We start from the raw sequence: 19601 nt of genomic DNA, 5'->3' as shown, positions 1-19601 counted from the left end.
GCAATGCGCCCCAGACCACCGGAACATAGAAAAACAGGGCCAGGACAATGTCCCCGGCCCTGGAGCTTTGCTTCAGGAAAACTCACCTCCAGACAAAATACAAGGTACTCAGCAGATGGATTCGTCTGCTGAGTCCCGCTATTTATGGTGTGATGATGACACACGGGATGTGCTGCTGTTTGGCATAAGCGATGGTATTCCTGGTTCCGCCGCTCTCACCTGTATAGACTGCGATCACCCGCCCGGAGTGATCTACCATCCATTCATTGCGGCGCTGGTACGAGGCATAAGAAAACTCTTTGCAGATACATCGCACCAAATCAGCCTGCTGTAAAATGCGAGAATACCGTTGTGTCCAGTCCATGCTCCAATGAAGGCCAAAGCCATCAAACGGGAGCGCACAGATCAGCTTCAGTCGCTCATCTGATACTCTGCGCTTAAGAACCAGCTCTGCCGCGCAAATATCCACCCCCTTTGCCATGCCGGTGATAAAAGTTGTAAACCCGTCTTGGATTGCAGTTCCGATTTCGGTATCCAACTTTTTACATAGTGCCGACTCAGAGATAGGCAGCTTTTCAGGTCTGTGTCCAGTAAAACAGCAGCGGTGCCGTCTTAGTTCCTGTTCATGCATAAACCACGCCTCCTCAGTAGTAGACTATAACATTATCTAATGTAATAGTCTATACCCTCAGGCGGGCAATTCCCTATTATCTAACTACAACATTAGATAATAGGAGCATGAGATATGGTGAAACTGAATGTATTGGAATTGCTGGAGAAACAGGGCAGAACAAAATATTGGCTCTATAAGCAGCTTGGAATGAGCTATCAGAATTTCAACCGAATGGTAAACAATGAGACCCAGTCTATTAAATTGGAGCGAATTGAAACCTTGTGTTTGCTGCTAAACTGCACACCAAATGACTTGTTTGTCATCGATAGTGAGTGTGAACACACTCCTCAGCAGTAAGGGCATTATCTCTGCTTGGGGCGTCCTTTTTGTTTACTTCTGGCCGGAGCCGCCTTGTGCTGCCGGTCCAGCTGCTCCCGGTACCCCTTCAGCCGTGCCAGAACAGAGGGACGCTCATGAATCGTCTCCGTACTGATTTCGCTTTTGGAGATACTGGAGCTGCCGCTGATACCGGCCAAGTCGAACTCCGACCGAGACTCTTTTTTTGGCGTTCTTTCCTCCCGGTTCTGTGAATCCCGCACGGGGGCTTGCTCCTTGGCTGGTGTGCTCTGGCGATCCTGCGGAAGGTATCGGATTCGCTCAAAAATGAGATTGGCGCGCTCCAGCTCTGTGACTGGCATGGCCACATCTACCACCTTGCCCCGCCCATCCGAATCCCGGATGACAGAGAACAGGATCTTCTGTTTGACCGCTCTCTGCTTGAATGCCTGATACTGTTCCGGCGACATGGGGAACATTCGGATATCCCGTGTCTCCCGGAGCATTTTTCCCATGTTGACCTTCCCGGACAGGGTCTTGTGCTGCTTTGCCAAAGCCAGCGTAATGGCCAGCAGATTTTTGAGGGCGGACGCACCCAGCCGAACCGTCACTTCTGTGCCGGTCAGCATCATGCGAACCATCTGGTCGGCAGCCTCACCGCCTCCGATGTTCATCGTGTTCCACCTCTTTTCCTCTTGTTTCAGTTTTGCGGATATCTTCTTCCATTTGCTTGCTTGCCGTCTGGATCTCCCGGCACAGGGCCAGCTTTTTGCGTTCTGCACGGATCTGCCGGCTCAGCTCGGCAAGCTGGTGATACACCTGCGTTTTTTCCTGTGTCAGATGCTCTGGAGGGATGCCGCACCGCTCCAATAGGCGCACAGCTTTTATATAGCAGTCAAACTCATCCTCCATGCCGGACAGCCCCATCTCATAGCATACCTTGGCCGGAGCCAGGGCCTCCACATCCGCCAGGGCGTCGTACAGCGCCTGCCGCCTCTTTTTGCGCACATTGAGGATGGTGCGCCGCTTCATCAGGCTGGCCAGCGTTTCCTCTGTGCGGCTTTGATAGGCGGTCATTTCGTCAGCGGTGGAAATGCCATTTTCCCGCAGGAAAGCAAACTGTGTCCGGTAGCGTTCAAATTTCATGGCTTGCTGTCTCAGGTGCGGGGTCATTCTGGGAGGATACTGACGCTTGCTGATCTTCCCCAACAGATAGAGATAGTGAACATACAAGGCCAAAAAGCCCGTGTATTTGGGATGTCTGCGGTAGGGACGAAAAATTGGTTTGTCAGCAGAAGCTGCCCGTTGGCCTGCCTCGATTTCCTCCAGATTTCCCAGGATTGCGGCACGGATACCATCCTCCGTGAAAGCGGCATTTTTCCTGCCTGGATACTGGAACCATTCCTGCCCCCGCAGGCGAAACCCCAGGCGGTTTCCGTGGCGGATCTCATAGCCCTTGTGCTCCATGAGCAGGAAAAAGTGCCCCAGGTCGTTTGCGTCCTCAATGGACTCCCGGAGATCCGTCTCCAGCATGGAGCGGAAGGTGGGTTGACCCTTGGATTGGCGCAGCCATTCCACATAGCTCATGGATTTGGAGACCTCTCCGGAGAGGATCACGGAGAGGCCGTGCTCCCGGCACAGCCGGTCTGAGATGGCCCGGATCTGGCGGTAGTAGCTTTTGGCATTGCTATGATATTTCTCGCCGGTGTCCGCATTCACGGAGTTGAATACAATGTGCGAGTGGATATGTTCTCGATCCACATGGGTGGCAATTACCGCCTCGTAGCCGTTTAGATGTTCCGCGGCGAAAGTCTTGGCAATTTCCAGGGCCAGCTCAGGAGAGATTTCGCCGGGCTTGAAGGACTGCACAATGTGGTAATACTGGACGCCTCCCATATTTTCGGTGTCCCGTTTGGTCTCCAACATCTGGCGGCACTCCCGGCCTGGCTCACAGCCCTGATGGGCGGTGAGTATCTTCTGCTCCGTCTTATCGCCGTTCAGAATATAGTCGATCCCAATATCCAACCGACCTTTTCGGGCCAGGATCTTGGTGATGGCCATTACGGATTGGCCACCTGGTACATCAACTCATAGACTTTATCCAGCAGGAACAGTCCATATCTGGCATCCTCTGCTGTGGCGATGCCGGCATTGACGCTGCGAGCGATCTGGTTGATGTTATTGCCGATGTGATGGATCTCCGTGCGCAGGGCCTTGATCTCCTGAGAGGGCCTGGCCCGGATCGGAGTCCCATCGATGAGCCGGACAATGTAGGCCCGTTTACACAGCCCGCAGAGTTTGGCCTGCTGGCAGAGCAGCTGATACTGTTCCGCCGTCAGCTCGATGTGCAGATGGTGTTTTTCTTTTGGGAGCCCCAAGCGTGCCTCCTTTCTGCGGCTCTGCCGCAACCCTTCCGCCTGCAGGCGGCATTGGGGTCAGGGGTTTCCCCTGCAAGCGCGCAAAATGTACATTTGCGCTATGCTTGCCCAACGCCGCCCCTGGCGGCGTTGGCTCGGCCCCGCCGAAGCGGGGCCTGTTTTCAAGCGGTAGGTGGATTATAATCATGGCAGGCAGAGCCTGCCAACTCCGCGAAAAAGAAAAACCACCGCTCTGGGACAGAGCGGCGACGCTTATTGTGGGCTGGAATGCTCCATATTCCTCCGACATGCTATCTCCACACAAGGGTGTCTGTGTTAGCACCCTGAAAGTTAAAAAATCCGGGCGGGGTGTCTAATGTGACACCCCGCCCGGATTATAAAGGCAGGAGAGCGTATCCGCCCGGACACACTCTCCTGCGTCATCAACGCTCTGGCTCCGCAGCTTTCCTTCCTGGCTGTATCCTTCGTTCCGGTGTCAGCTCCAAAAGCTGCCGCACACGTTTTTGCAAGTGCCGTTCAATCGCCCTCAGCCGGTCATCGGGCAGGTTCAGTCTAGGATGCCTTTGGAATGTAAAGCCAATCAGTTTGCGAAGCTGCCGCATCTGAACCGGCCCCATTACCTCCCGGCACACAGTTTCAAAGCTGATGCCATAGGGGGTCCCTCTGGTTCTGGCGTAGCTGTCCAAATCCTTGAAATCGTCCGGCATAGCGAAGTTGAATAGGGATAGACCATTGTCAAAAATCGGAGCCGCTCCGATCACCGCTCCGCTGTGGTTATCCCGCAGGACACCAAAGTTACCGAAGTGCCGATCCTCGTTGTAAATCACAGCGTCGAACACCAGCATACTCTTGATATGTTCATACGCCTCCGGTCCCAGCTTCTCATAGTAATCCAGGCAGGCTTTCAGCCCACCCTCCCGCACAATACGGCCAATGGGGATATAAGATGTGTCGATATCGGTGAACAACTTGCAGCGGGAGGCCAGGATGCCCTTCCAATTCTCCAGCTCGTAGGGCACCGCGTTCAGGCCCATGGCCTGGGCCACCTGACTGGCGTAAAACTCACTGTATGGCTCGTTTCCGGTGTTTGCTGCGCCGAAGGTACCCCCTTTGTACAGGTAGATCCCCTTGCCCTCTATGAAACGCCATGCCTTGGGCAGCATCCCGTTGGTCGTCAGCTCCGGCGAGGTGGTAAAGGCGGCGTCACTTTGGCCGATGCCGGTGTAAGCCACCAGGGAGAGGATCTCGGAGAAGCGATTCTCGTACAGATTATACTGTGCGAAGCTTCCAGAGAAGCCTCCGGGCACCACCCAGTAGCTGTCGTTGAGGGACAGCCCCTTGCACACATCGATGATCCCTTTGGTATCATTGATGCTCAGGCCGAAGGTTTTCAAAATTTCCGCTACATAGGCTCTATTCTTGGGGATGACCCGCTTCTGGAGCCATTTCAACACACCAGCATCGGACAGCTCCATGTCCAGGGGCAGGAGCTGCCTGTGTTCCTCATTGGTCCACAGCAGCTTGGCCTTCAGGCCCTCAATGCCCTGCTCCGCCAGGGAGAAAGACAGCAGATCCATATCATATAGTCGCAGCATGTATTCCTGCTCCATGCCGTGTTCACCTCCATTTTAGACAGTCAGAGATTTCTGGAATCGTATCCAGGTATGCACAAAACGGCTTGTTTTTTCTTTTATGATACTGGTGTCCTCTGCTTTCACAATCCTACTGTGGAACCCCACAGTATCCAGACACTTTGTTTCATTATACCCGCCTGTTGGGGAGTTATCAAGGGCAATCGGCGGACAGCAGGCCGTCACGCACTTTGAGCCAGCTCCTGTGCGATTCGTTCCTTGGCTATGGCGGCATAGGTATCTGTAATCTCGATGCCGGTGGCGGAGTAGCCCTCCAGCACGGCGGCCAGCACCGTGCTGCCGGAACCGGCAAAGGGGTCCAGGATATGTCCGCCCGGCTCCGTGATCTTCACCACATCCCGCATGAGCTGCAGGGGCTTTTCCGTCAGGTGGATGCGGTTTTGGGGATTGCCGTACTTGAATACGCCGGGCAGACAGGGGACGGGTCTGCTGATGGGCATATCCCCGTTGGAACCCCAGACAATGTACTCAGCCTGCTGGCGGAAGCGGCCCTTCTGGGGTCGGCTGTTGCCTTTGTCCCAGACAGCTGTGCCCCGCCAGATCCACCCCGCCCACTGGAGGGCATCGGTGGCCGCGGGGAGCTGCCGCCAGTCGATGAACATACACACAGGGGCCCCGGGTTTACAGACCTTCCGAGCTTCATAGAGCCATTCGGCGGCCCAGCGAGTCCAGGATCGCTGATCCTTGGAGTCTCCGTCAAAGGGAGGGGGCGCACTTTCCCCCATGCTGGAATACTTCTTGTCGGTGGACTTGTTTTTCTCTGCCTGGGTCCGGCCTCCGGAGGCATAGGGGGGATCGGTGATGACTGCATCGAAGGTATTTGGGGCGAAATTGCGCAGGATCTTCAGTGCGTCGCCGTGGATGATCTCCCAACCGGGGCGGATTGCGGTGGTGCTATCGCTCATAGGCATGTTTCTCCTTTTTCCCTTTGGATGGATTTTGCGGTATGGGCAATTCTGTCTCTACATATTCGCTGATGATGCTCAGCGCCTCATGGTAAGTGTGGCAATTCCCTCCGGTGATGCGGCCGCACATCTCTTTGGCCTGGTCAGCCATACCATGCTCCCGGAGCGTTCTGGATGCTGCCCCCATCAGGTTGAAGATGTTGCCGTCTTGTTCGAGCAGCGAACAGTGCGGCTTTGGTCGCTCCTGCTGGTTCGGCTGATCCAGAAAACCACCCAGCCGATTGGGCACATAGTCGGACAGCCAAGTGCCGCCGAACTGGCTGTGGGTCTGAATCCGCCACATCGCAAGCTTTCCTACATTCAGCTCTACCCCCTCAAAAGAGAACAGCAGGTTTGTGAGACCGTCGTGCTGAAATGTGGCAGCATGTTCAAATTTGGTGCCATTCAGCAGGATCCCTTCCTGGGTGAGCAGATCATTGATTCCGTCCACCCACTCCTGGAGGTCGCCGCCGCAGCCCTGGAGAATCAGCCCCTCCTCATTGGCCATGTGCCGCAGGTCCTCCATGGTCTTTTCTTGGATCATTTAACCTCCTCGCGCTTGGTGCTTTTCTTTTTTCCGGGAGAAGTACGTCCCTTTGTTTTCAAATCGGTTACAACTGGGATGCCCAGTTTATTGGCACGATGGATCTCCGCCCACATTCCTTCCGTGAACACAGGTCCATAGGCATTGACCTGCTGACACTTTTCTACCAACCGCAGGCCCATCTCCCGTGCGGCCAGGTCCTGTGCCGGATCGCCCGGATCTGCGATAGGCGGGAACATGAGATGGGGGCAGACTGGGACGTCGCCCACCCGAAAGACTTCCTGGGCTTTCTGTCTGGCAAACTCAATGTTTTTCTCTACCTCACCTCGGAGGGGCGCACAGATGTACACCAATTTGGGGCTGTGGTCTTTTGCCAGGGCTTGAATACGGAAGGTCTCCACATAATCGCTGGCCATTTGCCGGAGCTGCCGGTAGTCCTCTTGGGTGGGATGGTAAGCATACCAATCGATCCGGTCACCATCTACCCAAATATGCGCATCAACGCCATCCCGCAGATAGGGGTTGCTGGGGATCTTCTTTTTCCCCCACACATCCTTGAACCGAAGAGTCAGCTTGTCCACCACACCCTGGTTGTTGTCCAGCAGTGTCAGACGGAGAGCCGCATAGTGATCCGCATGGCCCAGCGTAACAAATTCAGCCCTCACCTGACGATTTCCGTCCAAGCTGCCCAGGCAGGCCCGGCCTACAAAGACCGGATCATGGATTACAGCCCCGTCCGCAAACAGTTTGCGAAGTTCCTGCTCAAAAAAGTTGCTCATCTGCTCATCTCACAACCTTTCTCTTTTTTGGAGCGAGATGGGGGCGGCTGCTGGGGAGCCAGTTCGTCTCGGGAGGAATTTCGGAGCACAGAACGGCTTTTTCCGTCCATGACCAAGGTATCAAGAGACTCGTTGCAAATCTCCTCACCGCTGATGACCAGGGCGGTGCCAGTTAAATGCACATCGCCGCACACCCTGCCATATACAGCGCAAAGTCCGGATAAGAAAGGCGCATATCCCGTGTCCGGCGAATTCAAAACCATTCCGCAATCGGACACTCTGGCGTGGCCGCATAGATTGCTGCCTCGAATATAGGCATCATCCTCCGCACGGGCATGGCTACTCAGAGCAGAACCTTGGGAAACATAGGCGTTTCCGCAAACAATGGACTCCCCATACAGGGCCGAGCCCTTATCCACATAGGCGTTATTACACGCAATCGCGTCACCAAAGATCCAAGCGTCATCTCCCGTCTCAAAAGACAGGTTGCTCTCGCTCTCAACGAAACCGCCCAGATCTCCGGCTTTTACTTTCTTTCCGACATCTCTCAGCGCCCGAATGCGATGGAGGAAGGGATACTTTTCGTGCGTGATCTCGGTGATTTCATACTTCTGATTGCTCGTTGTTCTCATCTCCTTTTATGCGGCATTCTGGAACAGGCTCTCCTGCGCATCCTCCATCCGGAACTCTGCGTCAATATCGGAGAAAGTCTCTCTGCGGTTGAATTTCTCACTCACTTTATTGGGGAGAGCCTGCAGCTCCAACATCCGGCCCCACAGGTCCGGATGTTGGTCATAGAGGTGGCGCAGTTCTTTTCTTTTGGCGTTGGGACAGAACCAGCAGCCCCCGCGGTTTGTAAATGCGTAAATAGGCGAAAGCAGCCCTGCCCGCTGGCAGAGCTGCTTTGCATCTTCCTCTGTGCAGTTGTACTTGTCCAGTAAGGAGACCCGGTTCCCGGCCAACCGAAGCAGCCGATCCTGCTCGTCCTTGGCGATCCCGATATATTGAACCGTATCGGACGGCAGCGATTTTTGGTATCGCAGGATGGGTTTCAACTTGCAGTCTCTCTGAACAGCACACCGTCCGCAGATGGGAAAAGAACGCAGAAGGCCCTTCTTGGGGCCGCGGGTGATTTTGCCTGTGAAGAGATCCAAATATGTTTTCTCACTGCGCAGGACAGTCACCTTCACACCCCTGCGTTCTAAAGTCGGGATGGCGGTGGTGTAGATAAAATCTCGGTGTTCCGGCACCTCGCCGGAGATTTTCTTATCAAACATGACCTCACAGTATACCGCCTCATCCAGAGGCTCCCCATGTTCCAGTGCCAGTAATATGGTGGCAAGACTGTCCTTACCGAAGGAACAAGAGGCAACATGCTTCAACGGTCTGACACACCTGCTTCCTTGATGTGACAGGCATTGCACAGTACCTCCGTTTTGTCCGTCTGCTCCCAGGGGGCATCCGGATGGGTGAAGTGGCCGTAGTTGCAGAACTGAGCGAAGATGGGCCTGTCCAGTCCGAGGGTGTGGCGCATCCCGGCAGGGGTCAGGTCAAAGACTGCCTGGACAGCCTGTTTCAAAACCTCATCCTGGTATTCGACGGTCCCTGCGGTATCCACATTGACCGCCACAGGTCCTGCCTTTCCGATGGCATAGGCCAGAGAGACGGTACAGCGATCCGCTAAACCGGCAGACACAATATTTTTTGCAATATAGCGGGCCATATAGGCTCCGCTGCGGTCCACCTTGGTGGCGTCTTTGCCAGACAGTGCTCCGCCGCCGTGAGGGGCCAGTCCGCCATAGGTATCCACCATCAACTTGCGGCCCGTGAGGCCGGTATCCGCCTCAAATCCGCCATAGACAAACCGCCCCGATGGATTGATCAGGATCTCCGTTTCTCCATCGGGCGGCAGCTCCTGCAGTGCGGGCTGGATCACATGGTCCATGAGTTCCTCCCGCAGCTGATCCAGGTCTTTCTCCGGGTCATGCTGGCAGGACAGAACCACCGATGCAAGACGCACAGGGATATCGAAGTTGTACTCCACAGACACCTGCGCCTTGCCGTCCGGACGCAGGCCCTGGATCATCCCGGTTTTTCTGGCGTTGGTCAGCAGCCGGGTGAGCCGGTGGGTCAGGATGACCGGCAGAGGAAGATAGGATTCTGTCTCATCACAGGCAAAGCCATACATGATCCCCTGGTCACCGGCCCCGGTCTGGACTCCTTCCCGCACAGCGTGAACAATATCGTCGCTCTGATCGTGGGTGATGACCTCGATCTCATAGTCCAGCCCCGTATACCCGGCCTCCCGGATGGCCCGGCAGACAATGGAAGGGATATCCGGCATGACCTTTGCCGAGATCTCACCGGCCACCAGCACTTTGCCAGCTGTGGCCAGCACTTCACAGGCCACATGGGCGGAGGAGTCACCCTCCAGACAGGCATCTAGAACAGAATCCGCGATGGTGTCGCAGAGCTTGTCAGGGTGGCCCTCGGTCACAGACTCCGCAGTCAAGATGTATTTATCTCTCATGGTCAGATTTCCCTTTCTTTTTTATGTGTTGATCGCCAACGATCCGTCCCTGTTCTCCGGTTGCCGTTCGCACAGGAAGGATCTGCACGTTGTCGTACAGAGACTTGTACCGCTGGAGCTGCTCATCCGTCAGGGAAACAAAGTCCTCCTGACCAAGCCCGGCGATGAAGAAGGTGCCGCAGATGATGTCATAGGGCAGGCGATCTTCATCCAGCAGCGGGCGGTTCATCGGCAGGCCAAGGAGCTTCCCCTCGGCATTGCACACCAGGGCTGCCGAATCCTGGAATGGGTACACAGCTTCAATATCTCCTCCTACGAGCTGCTGCATATCCGCGAGGCTTTCAATCTCCTGCACACGGCAGGGCTTTTGCGGTTCTACCACTAATACTTTCATGTGCGCTCATTCCTCCAATTCCTTTTTTCTTTTTGCTGCCGTATAGCACATTGAAATCCGGCCTGGGGCGGTCTGCCCGCATCTGGTCCGTTCGATAACAGAAGATGTAGAATTTCTGCACTTGCGGGAAAAGCCGAAGGTGGTATCGATATTGGCTGCTGTCCATGCGGAATGCATAGAAGGTCTGTCGATCAGACATTCGTGCCTCTGGATGCGCTTTGCAATACGTTTCCATGGCGGGAAAACTGTTCAAAGTACATTGTTTCGCAGTTCATCCAGCAGTTCATTTAACTCTGCAAGAAAACCTGGAGACTCCAGATCACGATTTTGCCGCATCCAGGTCACCGTGACACCGTCACCAATCTCTCGCCCTGTGAACACGCCTCGCAGGCAACCTACGCAGGCTGTCTCCTGCAATTTTGTTGTAAACAGTGGATTGAGGTCCCCGTTTGATGCATCATAATGCCTCCTTACAAATGATCAGAAAGAGGCATTGAACAATGATCTGTTCACTACCTCTTTCCGTAAGTAATTCAGTTATGGTTTCCCATAAACAAAACAAAGAAAACGCAGTGCATTTCCCACTTGGGGAGATGCACTGCGTTTAGCGTTCCACAGCCTGGACGCACCAGCGGTATGCCCGCTGATCCCGGACGCAGGTGTAGAGGGTGATTCGATTATCGCTGGTGGATACGGTGCTGCTGGTGTCAGTCTCCAGTACCTTTTCCACGCTGACCACCTGATAGGTGCGTGTGCCCAGCTTAGTGGTCCAGGTAATGGTATCGCCTGGCTCCAGGGTGTGCAGGTCTCCAAAGTCATCCCGGACACCGCGGTTGTGACCCGCAATGCAGCAGTTGCCGTCCCAGATACTGGTGCCAGGGAAATGACCGGCCCCCTTTGCCAGAGTGCTGCTGTCTGTCCCTTCGTAGACCTTGGTAGACAGGCCGATAGCCGGGATCTTGAGCGTCCCCAGATGTCCGCCGGAGTAGTAGAGATCGCTGGTGACGGCAGTATAGCCGACGTCCTGGCCAGAACTGCCCCCATTTCCTGTGTCGATCACAGGATAGTTGACGCTCCCTGTCTGGGACACCAGCCCGCCGCCATCCAGAGCGCCGGGGATGAGATTGGGCGTCAGAGGGTCGCCGCTGCCGGGGAGGTAACTGGTAGGTGTGCCAAATCCAGGCGGGATCAGGGCGGTGTTCTTGCTCCAATCTACATTGGGATCTTCCCATTCGTAGATGGTGTCATCGCTGGTAGGTCTGCCAAATAGGTAATCGTCCGGGGCCTCCATGGGATATTCCAGGGCGCTGGCCTGTCCCACACACAGGGCGCATAGCATGGTGGCCAGCAGAAGTGCTCTCAGCTTCAGTTGAATCAGCTCCTTCCTTTATACCGCTTGAACAGGAAAACCCCACCCGCGGTCAGCAGGAGAACCGCTCCGCCAATCAGGAGGGGCTGGTTGATGTCAATCTCTTCCGTGGCCCCGTTTGAGTTTTCGCTGGAAGGGGTATCTGTGGGGGCCGGGTCTGTCTGCTCCTCGGGAACCTCCATGCTGCCGAAAATGGCGGTATAGGTCAATACGGAGCGGTTGGTTTTGGAAACTTGGCCGGTATAGTCTGCCGTAACAGTGTAGCCGGTGGCATAGGTGCTGCTGGTAGTGCCGGTATATTTGGCGGTGGCAGTATATCGGGTGACAGCCCCATCCGCCCCGGCTTCACTGGTCTCGGCCCACTGCACGTCTGCCAGAGTCAGGCTTTTTCCATTGTCCTCAATGCTCTTTGGAATCAAAGATAGATCCGCTTCCGAGAGATTGGGATAGGTGCGGGTGGCGGAGAGATCCTTTGTCCGGGTAGCATAACCGTCTGCCGCTACCTTAACAGTGGTATGATCCAGTGTCAGAGTGCCGGTATAACCGTCCTCTGTGGTTACCTCCATCTGCGGTTCCAGACTCTGGAGGATCTTCTCCATATTGTTGGTCTCGCTGGCCAGAGTTTTGGTCTGGGTGATGGTCTGGATGTCCACCCCAACCTCGTCCTTCCGCGTCATGTCCAGCAGATAATAGAGGCGGCCATCCCGCTCAAAATCCTCGGTGGGGATCTGGGATGGGTCATCTGCCAGGGACAGCTGGTACACTTTCTTGATCCTGGGGCTGTCGCCCTCCATATACTCCTCCACTGATGTGGGGTAGTAACTGGCACTCTGCTCCGGTTCAGCGGCCAGAGCGGGGACAGATGCCGCCAGGAGCAGGGTCAGGGCGCACATCGTAGTCAAAATGCGTTTCATACTGGATTCCTCCTACAACAATTTTTCTTTTGATTTGCCGGAAATCATATTGTTATTTCTTCTTTTGGAAATTGTCACCCCCTTTCCCGGAGCACATTTCGTTGCAGCAGATACTCATTCCAATCCTTTCCCTGTGGCGGAAGTTGTTGAGACACCTGATAGCCCTGTGCGGAGAACATCTCTCGAATCTCTTGGGCTGCCTGCCGACCATGTTCATCGGCATCCAGGCACAGAATGATCCGGCGCAGGTGTGGGTTATCTCGCAGGTAGGTCCGCAGGCCTCCTTCGTACAGCCCACACAGCGCCACCGCGTTGGAGGTCACCTTCCGGTGCAGGGTGCAGAAGCTCATCAGGTCGATTGGGGCCTCAAAGACAAGGACGACGTCATTTCCCGGATCACAGCGAAGGCGGAATGCAATATCCTTATTGCTGCCCGGCACGTCGCCCTTGAAGCTGCGGCCATTTTGATCATAGCTTCCTCGCTGATTGGCGAACACCGGTGTCCCTGATTGATCACGGCCAACAAAAACACAGTTATGGTGCTGGGCGTCCTCGTACAGCAATCCAGCCTCCACAAAGCCCCGGATCACTTGGGGTGCGATCCCACGCTTGCGGAGATAGGCAAACACCCTGCGGTGATCCACGTTGGCAGGTGGGAGGGTAAAGGGGACCTTTTCCTCCTTTTCCTTGGTCTGCCGCGGAGTGCTCGCCGGGGGAGAGTCACGGGCGCGGCCGTGCCAAGCCAACAGGTATTCCACCGCCTCCGGGAAACTCTTGTTGCAGAACCGCTGGAGGAATGTGATGGCATCTCCGCCGATGCCCTCTGAGTAGCGGAACCAGGTGCGTCTGTCCTTGATCCGGATGCTGTCCATCTCCTGCGTGGTGTAGTACCTGCCGATCCGCTTCACCTGGTAGCCCAAAAACTCCATTAAGTCCGGGAGATCTGTGTTTTTGGCGATCTCCATCTCTGCATCTGTAAAGCGTTTCTTATTCCGCTTGATATTTTTTCCTCCTTAATAAGCGAGTAAAAGGCCCCTGGGCACCCGATCTTATGATTGGGTGCCCAGGGGCCTCCTCTAATTATGCTGCTTTATAGAAAGGGCTAGACGTTACGCAGAAGGACGGCAATTCCGCTGTAATCATACCCGACTGGCTCCAAAATCTTCTTTGTCAGATTCCGTAGCAGGGCCTCTGTATCAAATTTCCCCTCAAAGTATAGCCCCTCGTTGATTCTCAAAGGTGCGCGCAATCCCTTTGACTTATCTGAGAGCAACCAGCGGAAATCTCCGGCGACACGGCTCCGCAGAGTCATCAGGCGTTCATGTTTTACAGGATCACTATCGCAGTCCAGCAGGATAGTAAGTACTACCCGCTGCCACGTGGCCGCCACTACCTTTCCTTTTTCAGGTAGGATGACCGCTGTAGGCTTTGCTCCCTTGAACATACGGGCTGGGGCCAGTAAGGGCTTGGCGTAGGTATCCTTGTCCAGATACTCTGCCAAATCTCCACAGGCCGTATGCAGGATGAAGTTATCAAATTTCTGATCCAGTATTTCATGCATCCGTTTCCGGGATCGTTCGACCTCTATCCACATGCTGTGATCCACCTTATCCCTCCTTGCGGCCGAACCGGGAACCGCTCTTTATGCGCCATATGATTCCTGCCTCTCTTGTGTATCTATCTCCTCCACAGACTCATTTTCATCCTTCTCCAGGGCCTTCTCAATTAAGCCTAGGACAAACTCCCGCTGAGTCATCTTTCTGCCATTTCGTGCACTCATGCGTTCTAGGCACTGTTTGATCCGCTGGAACAGTTCCTCTGAGACCTGAAAGGCCATTGTTCTGCTGCCGTTATTTGCCATAATCGGTTTTCCTCCATTTTCTTTTATCTCGTAGTATTCTATCAGCAAATGGGTGATGTACTGGCTGGTAGTCATTTCCAGGTGGTCTTTTTCTTCCGTTACCCGGTTATGCAGGGCGATGTCGATCTGGGCGCATAGATTTTTCTTGTCTGCCATGGCCTGCTCTCCTTTCCTCGTTTTGCAACGCAAGTATATCCAAAGCCATGGCCGAAAGCTATTATCAAGACCACCAAGGAAGCAGGGACAAAGTAAGCAATACCACCAACTGAAACAGCTACGTAATAAAAAGCGAGAAGCCCCCGCTAGCAGTTCGCTTTGAACTACCAGCGGGGGCTTCTCTCGCTGTTTTCTCTTTGCTCAGAGGTTCGAATCACCCCACATCACGAAAATGGCCTTTTGCATCTCCATCTCGGCTGGTGCTCGATTTTGTCCCCTGAAACGGCTGAAACCCTTGCCGTAGCAAGGGTTTCAGGGGTTGCATCTTTTTTGGCAACCTTAGTTGGTCCGAGTGGGGAGACTCGAACTCCCGGCATCTTGCTCCCAAACGCTTGAACCAAATTTTTTATGGTGATTTGTAGTGCTTTCCGGCGCTTTCTGCTCGGTACCTGATATTTTTTAGCGCTCTTAAATCCGCTGTTTCCACGTGTTCCGGTCCTGACTGTGGTCAAATATGGGGTCAAAAACGCTTCCTGACCAGGGGCGGCAGGTGTCTGCCAACCCCGGCCCGGAAGCGTTTTTTCACGACTCTGGGTTTGGGGTATTGTACCTCTGCCGGGGGTGTTAAGCAAGTCCTTTCTGCGCGGCAGGCGTATCAATTTTTCACACGCCTATTCAAAGAATAAGGGCCGAAGGCTATCCTCTATCTGCTTAACAGCCACTGAATGCCCACCACCGTCCGCTCGATTCCCCGGACGAAGTGATTTCCGGGATTCAGCTGGAACACCGTGTCGATACCCTTGCCCTGGTAAAAACTCTGGATCTCCTCTGTATTTTCCTGAACTGTTTTCAGAACCGGATTGCGGGTCTTGGCCTCCTTGTCCCCCAGAGAGAAATAGATGCAGTCCGGCCGACGCTTCGGTTCGTGGGAAAAGACGTATTCCTTGAAACCAGGAAACCACAGGGAACCAGACATACACCCCACCCTGGAGAACACATCCGTCCGGTAGATGGCGTACAGGGCGAACAGACCAGCCAAAGAGTATCCAGCGATTCCCCGCCACGCCGGAGGCCCGACCGACTCTTTTTCTGCCCTGGGTATGATTTCTTCAACCAGCAGCCGCAGATAGTCGTCCGCACCGCCGGTAAAGGGTTCCCCCTTCTTGAAGGCCGCCGGACTGTCCCATAGGGCCATGTCGTGGTTCCAAGCCAAGTCGCTGACGGTCACCAAATTGAACGGCGGGCAGCCAACCGCCTGCGCAGCATCAAACACCTGTTTCCCCTCATCGGAGTATGTGTTCAGGTAGATCACCGGGGCACCAGGAAAAGTAGTTGGAAAGACGGATGCGGCTTTCTTTTCCATGGTAGGGTCAATCATTTTGCGCCACCTGCTTTCTGTGAAAATCCTCACCATTTACTTTAGTTTTATTATATTGGAACAAATTCAGTTTCACAACGATAGTAAACTTACAAATTTTCTACATATGACAGGTCGTGCCACACAACACGAAGGAACCGGGGCACGGCAGGCTAAAATTGTAGATTTATGTTGATAATATTCGCCAAATCGTGTATTATCAGAATTAAGAGGAATTTGTAGTACTGTCGATTAGGAGGACCCAGATGGATTACATGACCATTTCTGATGCGGCTGCAAAATGGGGGATTAGTTCCCGCCGGGTCCAGATTCTGTGCGCCTCTGGCCGAATCTCCGGCGCAGAACGCCTGGGACGAAGCTGGGCGATTCCAAAAGACGCTCAAAAGCCTGGTGACGCCAGAATCAAAAGCGGAAAATATATCGGTTTTTCTGAGAAGTATCGAAAGAAAAAGGAATGTTCTGCCGAAAATCCTGAAACTTCTGGCCGCTGAAGGAGGCCGTTATGCAGATATTAGACAATATCAATCAGACAGTGCGGTCTGATTTGCAGGCCTCGATCAAAAAAGGAAGCAAAGTATCCATCGCCGCCGCCTGTTTCTCCATCTATGCCTATCAAGAGCTGAAGAAGCAGCTGGACAGCATTGATGAGCTGCGATTTATCTTCACCTCTCCTACGTTCATCCAGGAGAAGATTCCCAAAGAGAAGCGGGAGTTCTATATCCCCAGACTGAACCGGGAGCGTAGCCTGTATGGGACTGATTTTGAGATCAAACTGCGCAATGAATTGACCCAAAAGGCCATTGCCAAAGAGTGCGCCGATTGGGTGCGGAAAAAGGTGACTTTCAAGTCCAATGTGACGCAGGAACAGATGATGGGATTTCTGACTGTGGATGAGAGCACCTATATGCCCATCAACGGCTTTACCACAGTGGATCTGGGCTGTGAGCGGGGCAACAATGCCTATTACCCTGTTCAGAAAACGGATTCCCATGAAAACAGCCGGTATTTCTTGAAGTTGTTTGAGGAAATTTGGAACGATAAGACTCGCTTACAGGATGTCACAGATTTGGTACTTGACAGTATCTCTACTGCATATCGAGAAAATTCCCCAGACTTCATCTATTTCTTTACTTTGTATAATATTTTCAACGAATTTTTGGATGACATCTCGGAGGATGTTCTGCCCAACGAGGCAACGGGATTCAAACAGAGCAAGATTTGGAACCTGCTCTACAACTTCCAGAAAGATGCCGCCCTTGCTATCATCAACAAATTGGAAAAGTACAACGGCTGCATTCTGGCAGACAGCGTTGGCCTGGGCAAGACCTTCACAGCCTTGGCGGTCATCAAATACTACGAAAACCGCAACAAATCTGTCCTGGTCCTGTGCCCCAAGAAACTGTCCGAGAACTGGAACACCTATAAAGGGAACTATATTAACAACCCAATCGCCGAAGATCGCCTACGGTATGACGTGCTCTATCATACGGATCTGTCCCGAGAACAAGGCAAATCCAACGGCATTGATTTGGATCGTCTGAATTGGGGTAATTATGATCTGGTGGTCATCGACGAGAGCCACAACTTCCGCAATGGCGGGGAAATTTCTGGCGAGGGCGCTAAGGAAAACCGCTACTTGAAATTGATGAACAAAGTCATCCGGGCAGGTGTCCGCACCAAAGTACTGATGCTCTCTGCCACCCCGGTCAACAACCGATTCATTGACCTGAAAAATCAGCTTGCTCTGGCCTATGAGGGAGATTCCACCCAAATCAATGAGAAGCTGGACACCAGCACCTCCATTGATGAAATTTTCCGCCGGGCCCAGAAAGCCTTTAATGTGTGGAGCCGTCTGCCCGCCGAAGAACGCACTACGGACGCATTGCTGAAAATGCTGGACTTTGACTTCTTTGAAGTGCTGGACAGCGTGACCATCGCCCGCTCCCGGCGGCACATTGAGAAGTATTACGATACCACGGACATTGGAAAATTTCCGGAGCGACTCAAGCCCATCTCCCTGCGCCCCTGCCTGACCGATTTGGGGGATGCCATCAACTACAATCAAATCTATGAGCTGTTGATCTCTCTGAATCTTTCAATCTACACCCCCACCTATTACATCATGTCCTCCCGGCTTTCCAAATATGAGGATCTCACCCACAACAAGGGGACAAGCCTGACCCAGAAGGGCCGGGAGGAAGGCATTCGGCGCCTGATGAGCATCAATCTGCTCAAACGGTTGGAGAGTTCGGTCTACGCCTTCCGGCTCACCATTGACCGGGTCTATCAACTGATCCAGTCTACCATTGAGACGATCCACGCCTACCAGTCCGGTGAGCAGATTTTGGACTTGCAAGAACTTTCTGACGCCGACGAGTTTGATCTGGATGACCAGAACACCGACTATTTCTCCGTGGGTCGGAAGATCAAAATCGATCTGGCAGATATGGACTACTTCTCCTGGCTGCGGGATTTGGAAAAAGACGCTGACAATCTGCAGCTGCTCTCCCTGATGATCGGTGACATCACACCAGAGCACGACACCAAACTGCAAACGTTGCTGAACTTGATCCGGGACAAACAAGAGCATCCCATCAATTCCGGAAACCGGAAAATCATCATTTTCACCGCCTTCTCCGACACTGCGGACTACCTCTATCATCAGGTCGCTCCCTTTGTCAAACAGAATTTTGGTCTAAACACAGCGGAGGTCACGGGCACCGTAGACGGCAGGACGACGATTCCCCGCTTGCGGGCGGACTTGAATACGGTCCTTACCTGTTTCTCCCCCATCTCAAAAGGCCGGGATATTTTGATGCCGGGCAGTACGGAAGAGTTGGACATCCTGATTGCTACCGACTGCATCTCCGAGGGCCAGAATCTCCAGGACTGCGACTATCTCATCAACTATGACATCCACTGGAACCCGGTCCGCATCATCCAGCGGTTTGGCCGGATCGACCGCATTGGAAGCCGGAACCAGGTGATCCAGCTGGTGAACTTCTGGCCGGATATGGACCTGGACGAATACATCAATTTGAAAAGCCGGGTGGAGACCCGCATGAAGATTTCTGTTATGACTTCCACCGGCGACGATGATCCCATCAATTCCGAAGAAAAGGGAGATTTAGAGTATCGCCGCCAGCAACTAAAGCGGCTTCAGGAGGAAGTCGTGGACATCGAGGAGATGTCCAGCGGCATCTCCATCATGGATCTGGGTCTCAACGAATTCCGCCTGGACCTTTTGGAGTATATGAAACACCACCATGATGTGGAGACCACGCCTCATGGGATGCACGCCGTAGTCCCGGCCCGGGAGGACGCCCCGGCCGGCGCCATCTTCGTCCTTCGGAATGTCAACGACAGCGTAAACGTAGACCACCGGAACCGCATCCATCCGTTCTACATGGTCTACATCGGGATGGATGGCGAGATCCTCTGCGACTATCTCAACCCCAAGCAGATGCTGGACACTATCCGCCTGCTGTGCAGAGGCAGAACGGAACCTATTTCCGACCTCTGCCGGAAATTCAATCAGGAGACTGACGATGGCCGGAATATGGCTGAGATGTCAGAACTGCTGAGTGAGGCGGTCAACTCCATCATCGATGTGAAGGAAGAGAGCGACATCGACAGCCTGTTCAAAAGCGGCGGCACGACGGCTCTGCTTTCCCAGATCTCCGGGCTGGATGATTTTGAGTTGATCTGCTTTTTAGTTGTGAAGTAGTAATCGGAAGTCGAATTAGATAAGCT

Annotated in this window: 21 protein-coding genes; 3 read left to right on the top strand and 18 right to left on the bottom strand. The window is 53.8% G+C overall.

All coding sequences use genetic code 11. The annotated features are described in order from the left end of the window. Positions 1-142: 142 nt before the first annotated feature. Positions 143-631, bottom strand: coding sequence for an SLOG family protein (locus B5E43_RS10290; RefSeq protein ID WP_087396427.1), 489 nt, complete (start codon positions 629-631; stop codon positions 143-145). Between the two features lie 114 nt (positions 632-745). Here B5E43_RS10290 and B5E43_RS10285 point away from each other — a divergent pair, with 114 nt between their 5' ends. Beyond that, positions 746-970, top strand: a complete 225-nt coding sequence (locus B5E43_RS10285; RefSeq protein ID WP_087396425.1) for a helix-turn-helix transcriptional regulator — start codon at positions 746-748, stop codon at positions 968-970. A gap of 5 nt (positions 971-975) precedes the next feature. On the opposite strand, the gene B5E43_RS10280 is transcribed toward B5E43_RS10285, so the two are convergent. The 17 genes from B5E43_RS10280 to B5E43_RS10195 all read right to left on the bottom strand — a co-directional run bounded on the left by B5E43_RS10280 (position 976) and on the right by B5E43_RS10195 (position 15848). Further along, the gene (locus tag B5E43_RS10280; RefSeq protein ID WP_087396423.1) at positions 976-1623 is read right to left on the bottom strand and encodes a DUF3801 domain-containing protein; all 648 of its coding nucleotides are present in this window, start codon (positions 1621-1623) and stop codon (positions 976-978) included. After that, complete coding sequence (locus B5E43_RS10275) at positions 1604-3010, bottom strand: relaxase/mobilization nuclease domain-containing protein (RefSeq protein WP_087396422.1); 1407 nt, start codon at positions 3008-3010, stop codon at positions 1604-1606. Before B5E43_RS10275 ends, B5E43_RS10280 begins: the two co-directional genes overlap by 20 nt. Next, entirely contained in the window at positions 3010-3327 is a 318-nt protein-coding gene (gene mobC, locus B5E43_RS10270; protein ID WP_087396420.1) for a plasmid mobilization relaxosome protein MobC, read from the bottom strand. The genes B5E43_RS10275 and mobC overlap by 1 nt, the downstream gene beginning before the upstream one ends. 422 nt (positions 3328-3749) lie before the next feature. Further along, on the bottom strand, positions 3750-4937 hold the full coding sequence (locus B5E43_RS10265; RefSeq protein WP_242964797.1) for an XRE family transcriptional regulator: 1188 nt from the start codon (positions 4935-4937) through the stop codon (positions 3750-3752). Positions 4938-5140: 203 nt separating this feature from the next. Then, positions 5141-5884 carry a site-specific DNA-methyltransferase gene (locus B5E43_RS10260; protein WP_087396418.1) on the bottom strand — a complete coding sequence of 248 codons (744 nt, stop codon included), beginning with the start codon at positions 5882-5884 and terminating at the stop codon, positions 5141-5143. Next, the gene (locus B5E43_RS10255; protein ID WP_087396416.1) at positions 5874-6467 is read right to left on the bottom strand and encodes a hypothetical protein; all 594 of its coding nucleotides are present in this window, start codon (positions 6465-6467) and stop codon (positions 5874-5876) included. Before B5E43_RS10255 ends, B5E43_RS10260 begins: the two co-directional genes overlap by 11 nt. Continuing rightward, a complete protein-coding gene (locus B5E43_RS10250; RefSeq protein WP_087396414.1) occupies positions 6464-7246 on the bottom strand; it encodes a DUF4406 domain-containing protein in 783 nt (260 codons plus the stop codon). Before B5E43_RS10250 ends, B5E43_RS10255 begins: the two co-directional genes overlap by 4 nt. Next, positions 7243-7878 carry a hypothetical protein gene (locus B5E43_RS10245; RefSeq protein ID WP_087396412.1) on the bottom strand — a complete coding sequence of 212 codons (636 nt, stop codon included), beginning with the start codon at positions 7876-7878 and terminating at the stop codon, positions 7243-7245. Before B5E43_RS10245 ends, B5E43_RS10250 begins: the two co-directional genes overlap by 4 nt. Before the next feature lie 6 nt (positions 7879-7884). After that, positions 7885-8628 carry a phosphoadenosine phosphosulfate reductase gene (locus tag B5E43_RS10240; RefSeq protein WP_087396410.1) on the bottom strand — a complete coding sequence of 248 codons (744 nt, stop codon included), beginning with the start codon at positions 8626-8628 and terminating at the stop codon, positions 7885-7887. Beyond that, the gene (gene metK, locus B5E43_RS10235) at positions 8625-9776 is read right to left on the bottom strand and encodes a methionine adenosyltransferase (protein WP_087396408.1); all 1152 of its coding nucleotides are present in this window, start codon (positions 9774-9776) and stop codon (positions 8625-8627) included. Before metK ends, B5E43_RS10240 begins: the two co-directional genes overlap by 4 nt. Then, complete coding sequence (locus tag B5E43_RS10230; RefSeq protein ID WP_087396405.1) at positions 9766-10170, bottom strand: DUF3846 domain-containing protein; 405 nt, start codon at positions 10168-10170, stop codon at positions 9766-9768. The genes metK and B5E43_RS10230 overlap by 11 nt, the downstream gene beginning before the upstream one ends. A gap of 604 nt (positions 10171-10774) precedes the next feature. After that, positions 10775-11509: a class D sortase gene (locus B5E43_RS10220; protein ID WP_087396403.1), complete on the bottom strand. Its 735-nt coding sequence runs from the start codon at positions 11507-11509 to the stop codon at positions 10775-10777. A gap of 35 nt (positions 11510-11544) precedes the next feature. Beyond that, entirely contained in the window at positions 11545-12453 is a 909-nt protein-coding gene (locus B5E43_RS10215) for a hypothetical protein (RefSeq protein ID WP_087396401.1), read from the bottom strand. Positions 12454-12527: 74 nt separating this feature from the next. After that, positions 12528-13418, bottom strand: a complete 891-nt coding sequence (locus B5E43_RS10210; RefSeq protein WP_087396399.1) for a toprim domain-containing protein — start codon at positions 13416-13418, stop codon at positions 12528-12530. A 137-nt stretch (positions 13419-13555) separates the two neighbouring features. After that, positions 13556-14059 carry a hypothetical protein gene (locus B5E43_RS10205; RefSeq protein ID WP_087396397.1) on the bottom strand — a complete coding sequence of 168 codons (504 nt, stop codon included), beginning with the start codon at positions 14057-14059 and terminating at the stop codon, positions 13556-13558. Positions 14060-14095: 36 nt separating this feature from the next. Next, positions 14096-14470, bottom strand: a complete 375-nt coding sequence (locus B5E43_RS10200) for a translation initiation factor 2 (protein ID WP_087396395.1) — start codon at positions 14468-14470, stop codon at positions 14096-14098. A 703-nt stretch (positions 14471-15173) separates the two neighbouring features. After that, a complete protein-coding gene (locus B5E43_RS10195) occupies positions 15174-15848 on the bottom strand; it encodes an alpha/beta hydrolase-fold protein (RefSeq protein ID WP_242964796.1) in 675 nt (224 codons plus the stop codon). Positions 15849-16093: 245 nt separating this feature from the next. Here B5E43_RS10195 and B5E43_RS10190 point away from each other — a divergent pair, with 245 nt between their 5' ends. Together B5E43_RS10190 and B5E43_RS10185 are read left to right on the top strand one after the other, a co-directional pair. Continuing rightward, complete coding sequence (locus B5E43_RS10190; RefSeq protein WP_087396394.1) at positions 16094-16339, top strand: helix-turn-helix domain-containing protein; 246 nt, start codon at positions 16094-16096, stop codon at positions 16337-16339. Between the two features lie 11 nt (positions 16340-16350). Next, positions 16351-19575 (top strand): helicase-related protein, encoded by a 3225-nt coding sequence (locus B5E43_RS10185; RefSeq protein WP_087396392.1) that lies wholly within the window; start codon positions 16351-16353, stop codon positions 19573-19575. Positions 19576-19601: the final 26 nt, after the last annotated feature.

This window comes from Flavonifractor sp. An100 (assembly GCF_002161175.1).
Lineage (GTDB): Bacteria > Bacillota > Clostridia > Oscillospirales > Oscillospiraceae > Lawsonibacter.
The sequence above is the reverse complement of the archived record's forward strand: the minus strand, read 5'-3'. Positions and strand labels throughout refer to the sequence as shown.

What these genes read in the sequence shown, in the direction of transcription:
- B5E43_RS10275 (WP_087396422.1), bottom strand. Translation starts at nt 3,010, where the DNA reads ATGGCCATCACCAAGATCCTGGCCCGAAAAGGTCGGTTGGATATTGGG.
- B5E43_RS10210 (WP_087396399.1), bottom strand. Translation starts at nt 13,418, where the DNA reads ATGGAGATCGCCAAAAACACAGATCTCCCGGACTTAATGGAGTTTTTG.
- B5E43_RS10285 (WP_087396425.1), top strand. Translation starts at nt 746, where the DNA reads ATGGTGAAACTGAATGTATTGGAATTGCTGGAGAAACAGGGCAGAACA.
- B5E43_RS10265 (WP_242964797.1), bottom strand. Translation starts at nt 4,937, where the DNA reads ATGGAGCAGGAATACATGCTGCGACTATATGATATGGATCTGCTGTCT.
- B5E43_RS10230 (WP_087396405.1), bottom strand. Translation starts at nt 10,170, where the DNA reads ATGAAAGTATTAGTGGTAGAACCGCAAAAGCCCTGCCGTGTGCAGGAG.
- B5E43_RS10250 (WP_087396414.1), bottom strand. Translation starts at nt 7,246, where the DNA reads ATGAGCAACTTTTTTGAGCAGGAACTTCGCAAACTGTTTGCGGACGGG.
- B5E43_RS10195 (WP_242964796.1), bottom strand. Translation starts at nt 15,848, where the DNA reads ATGATTGACCCTACCATGGAAAAGAAAGCCGCATCCGTCTTTCCAACT.
- B5E43_RS10220 (WP_087396403.1), bottom strand. Translation starts at nt 11,509, where the DNA reads ATGCTATGCGCCCTGTGTGTGGGACAGGCCAGCGCCCTGGAATATCCC.
- metK (WP_087396408.1), bottom strand. Translation starts at nt 9,776, where the DNA reads ATGAGAGATAAATACATCTTGACTGCGGAGTCTGTGACCGAGGGCCAC.
- B5E43_RS10255 (WP_087396416.1), bottom strand. Translation starts at nt 6,467, where the DNA reads ATGATCCAAGAAAAGACCATGGAGGACCTGCGGCACATGGCCAATGAG.
- B5E43_RS10215 (WP_087396401.1), bottom strand. Translation starts at nt 12,453, where the DNA reads ATGAAACGCATTTTGACTACGATGTGCGCCCTGACCCTGCTCCTGGCG.
- B5E43_RS10260 (WP_087396418.1), bottom strand. Translation starts at nt 5,884, where the DNA reads ATGAGCGATAGCACCACCGCAATCCGCCCCGGTTGGGAGATCATCCAC.
- B5E43_RS10190 (WP_087396394.1), top strand. Translation starts at nt 16,094, where the DNA reads ATGGATTACATGACCATTTCTGATGCGGCTGCAAAATGGGGGATTAGT.
- B5E43_RS10290 (WP_087396427.1), bottom strand. Translation starts at nt 631, where the DNA reads ATGCATGAACAGGAACTAAGACGGCACCGCTGCTGTTTTACTGGACAC.
- B5E43_RS10245 (WP_087396412.1), bottom strand. Translation starts at nt 7,878, where the DNA reads ATGAGAACAACGAGCAATCAGAAGTATGAAATCACCGAGATCACGCAC.
- B5E43_RS10200 (WP_087396395.1), bottom strand. Translation starts at nt 14,470, where the DNA reads ATGGCAGACAAGAAAAATCTATGCGCCCAGATCGACATCGCCCTGCAT.
- B5E43_RS10280 (WP_087396423.1), bottom strand. Translation starts at nt 1,623, where the DNA reads ATGAACATCGGAGGCGGTGAGGCTGCCGACCAGATGGTTCGCATGATG.
- B5E43_RS10185 (WP_087396392.1), top strand. Translation starts at nt 16,351, where the DNA reads ATGCAGATATTAGACAATATCAATCAGACAGTGCGGTCTGATTTGCAG.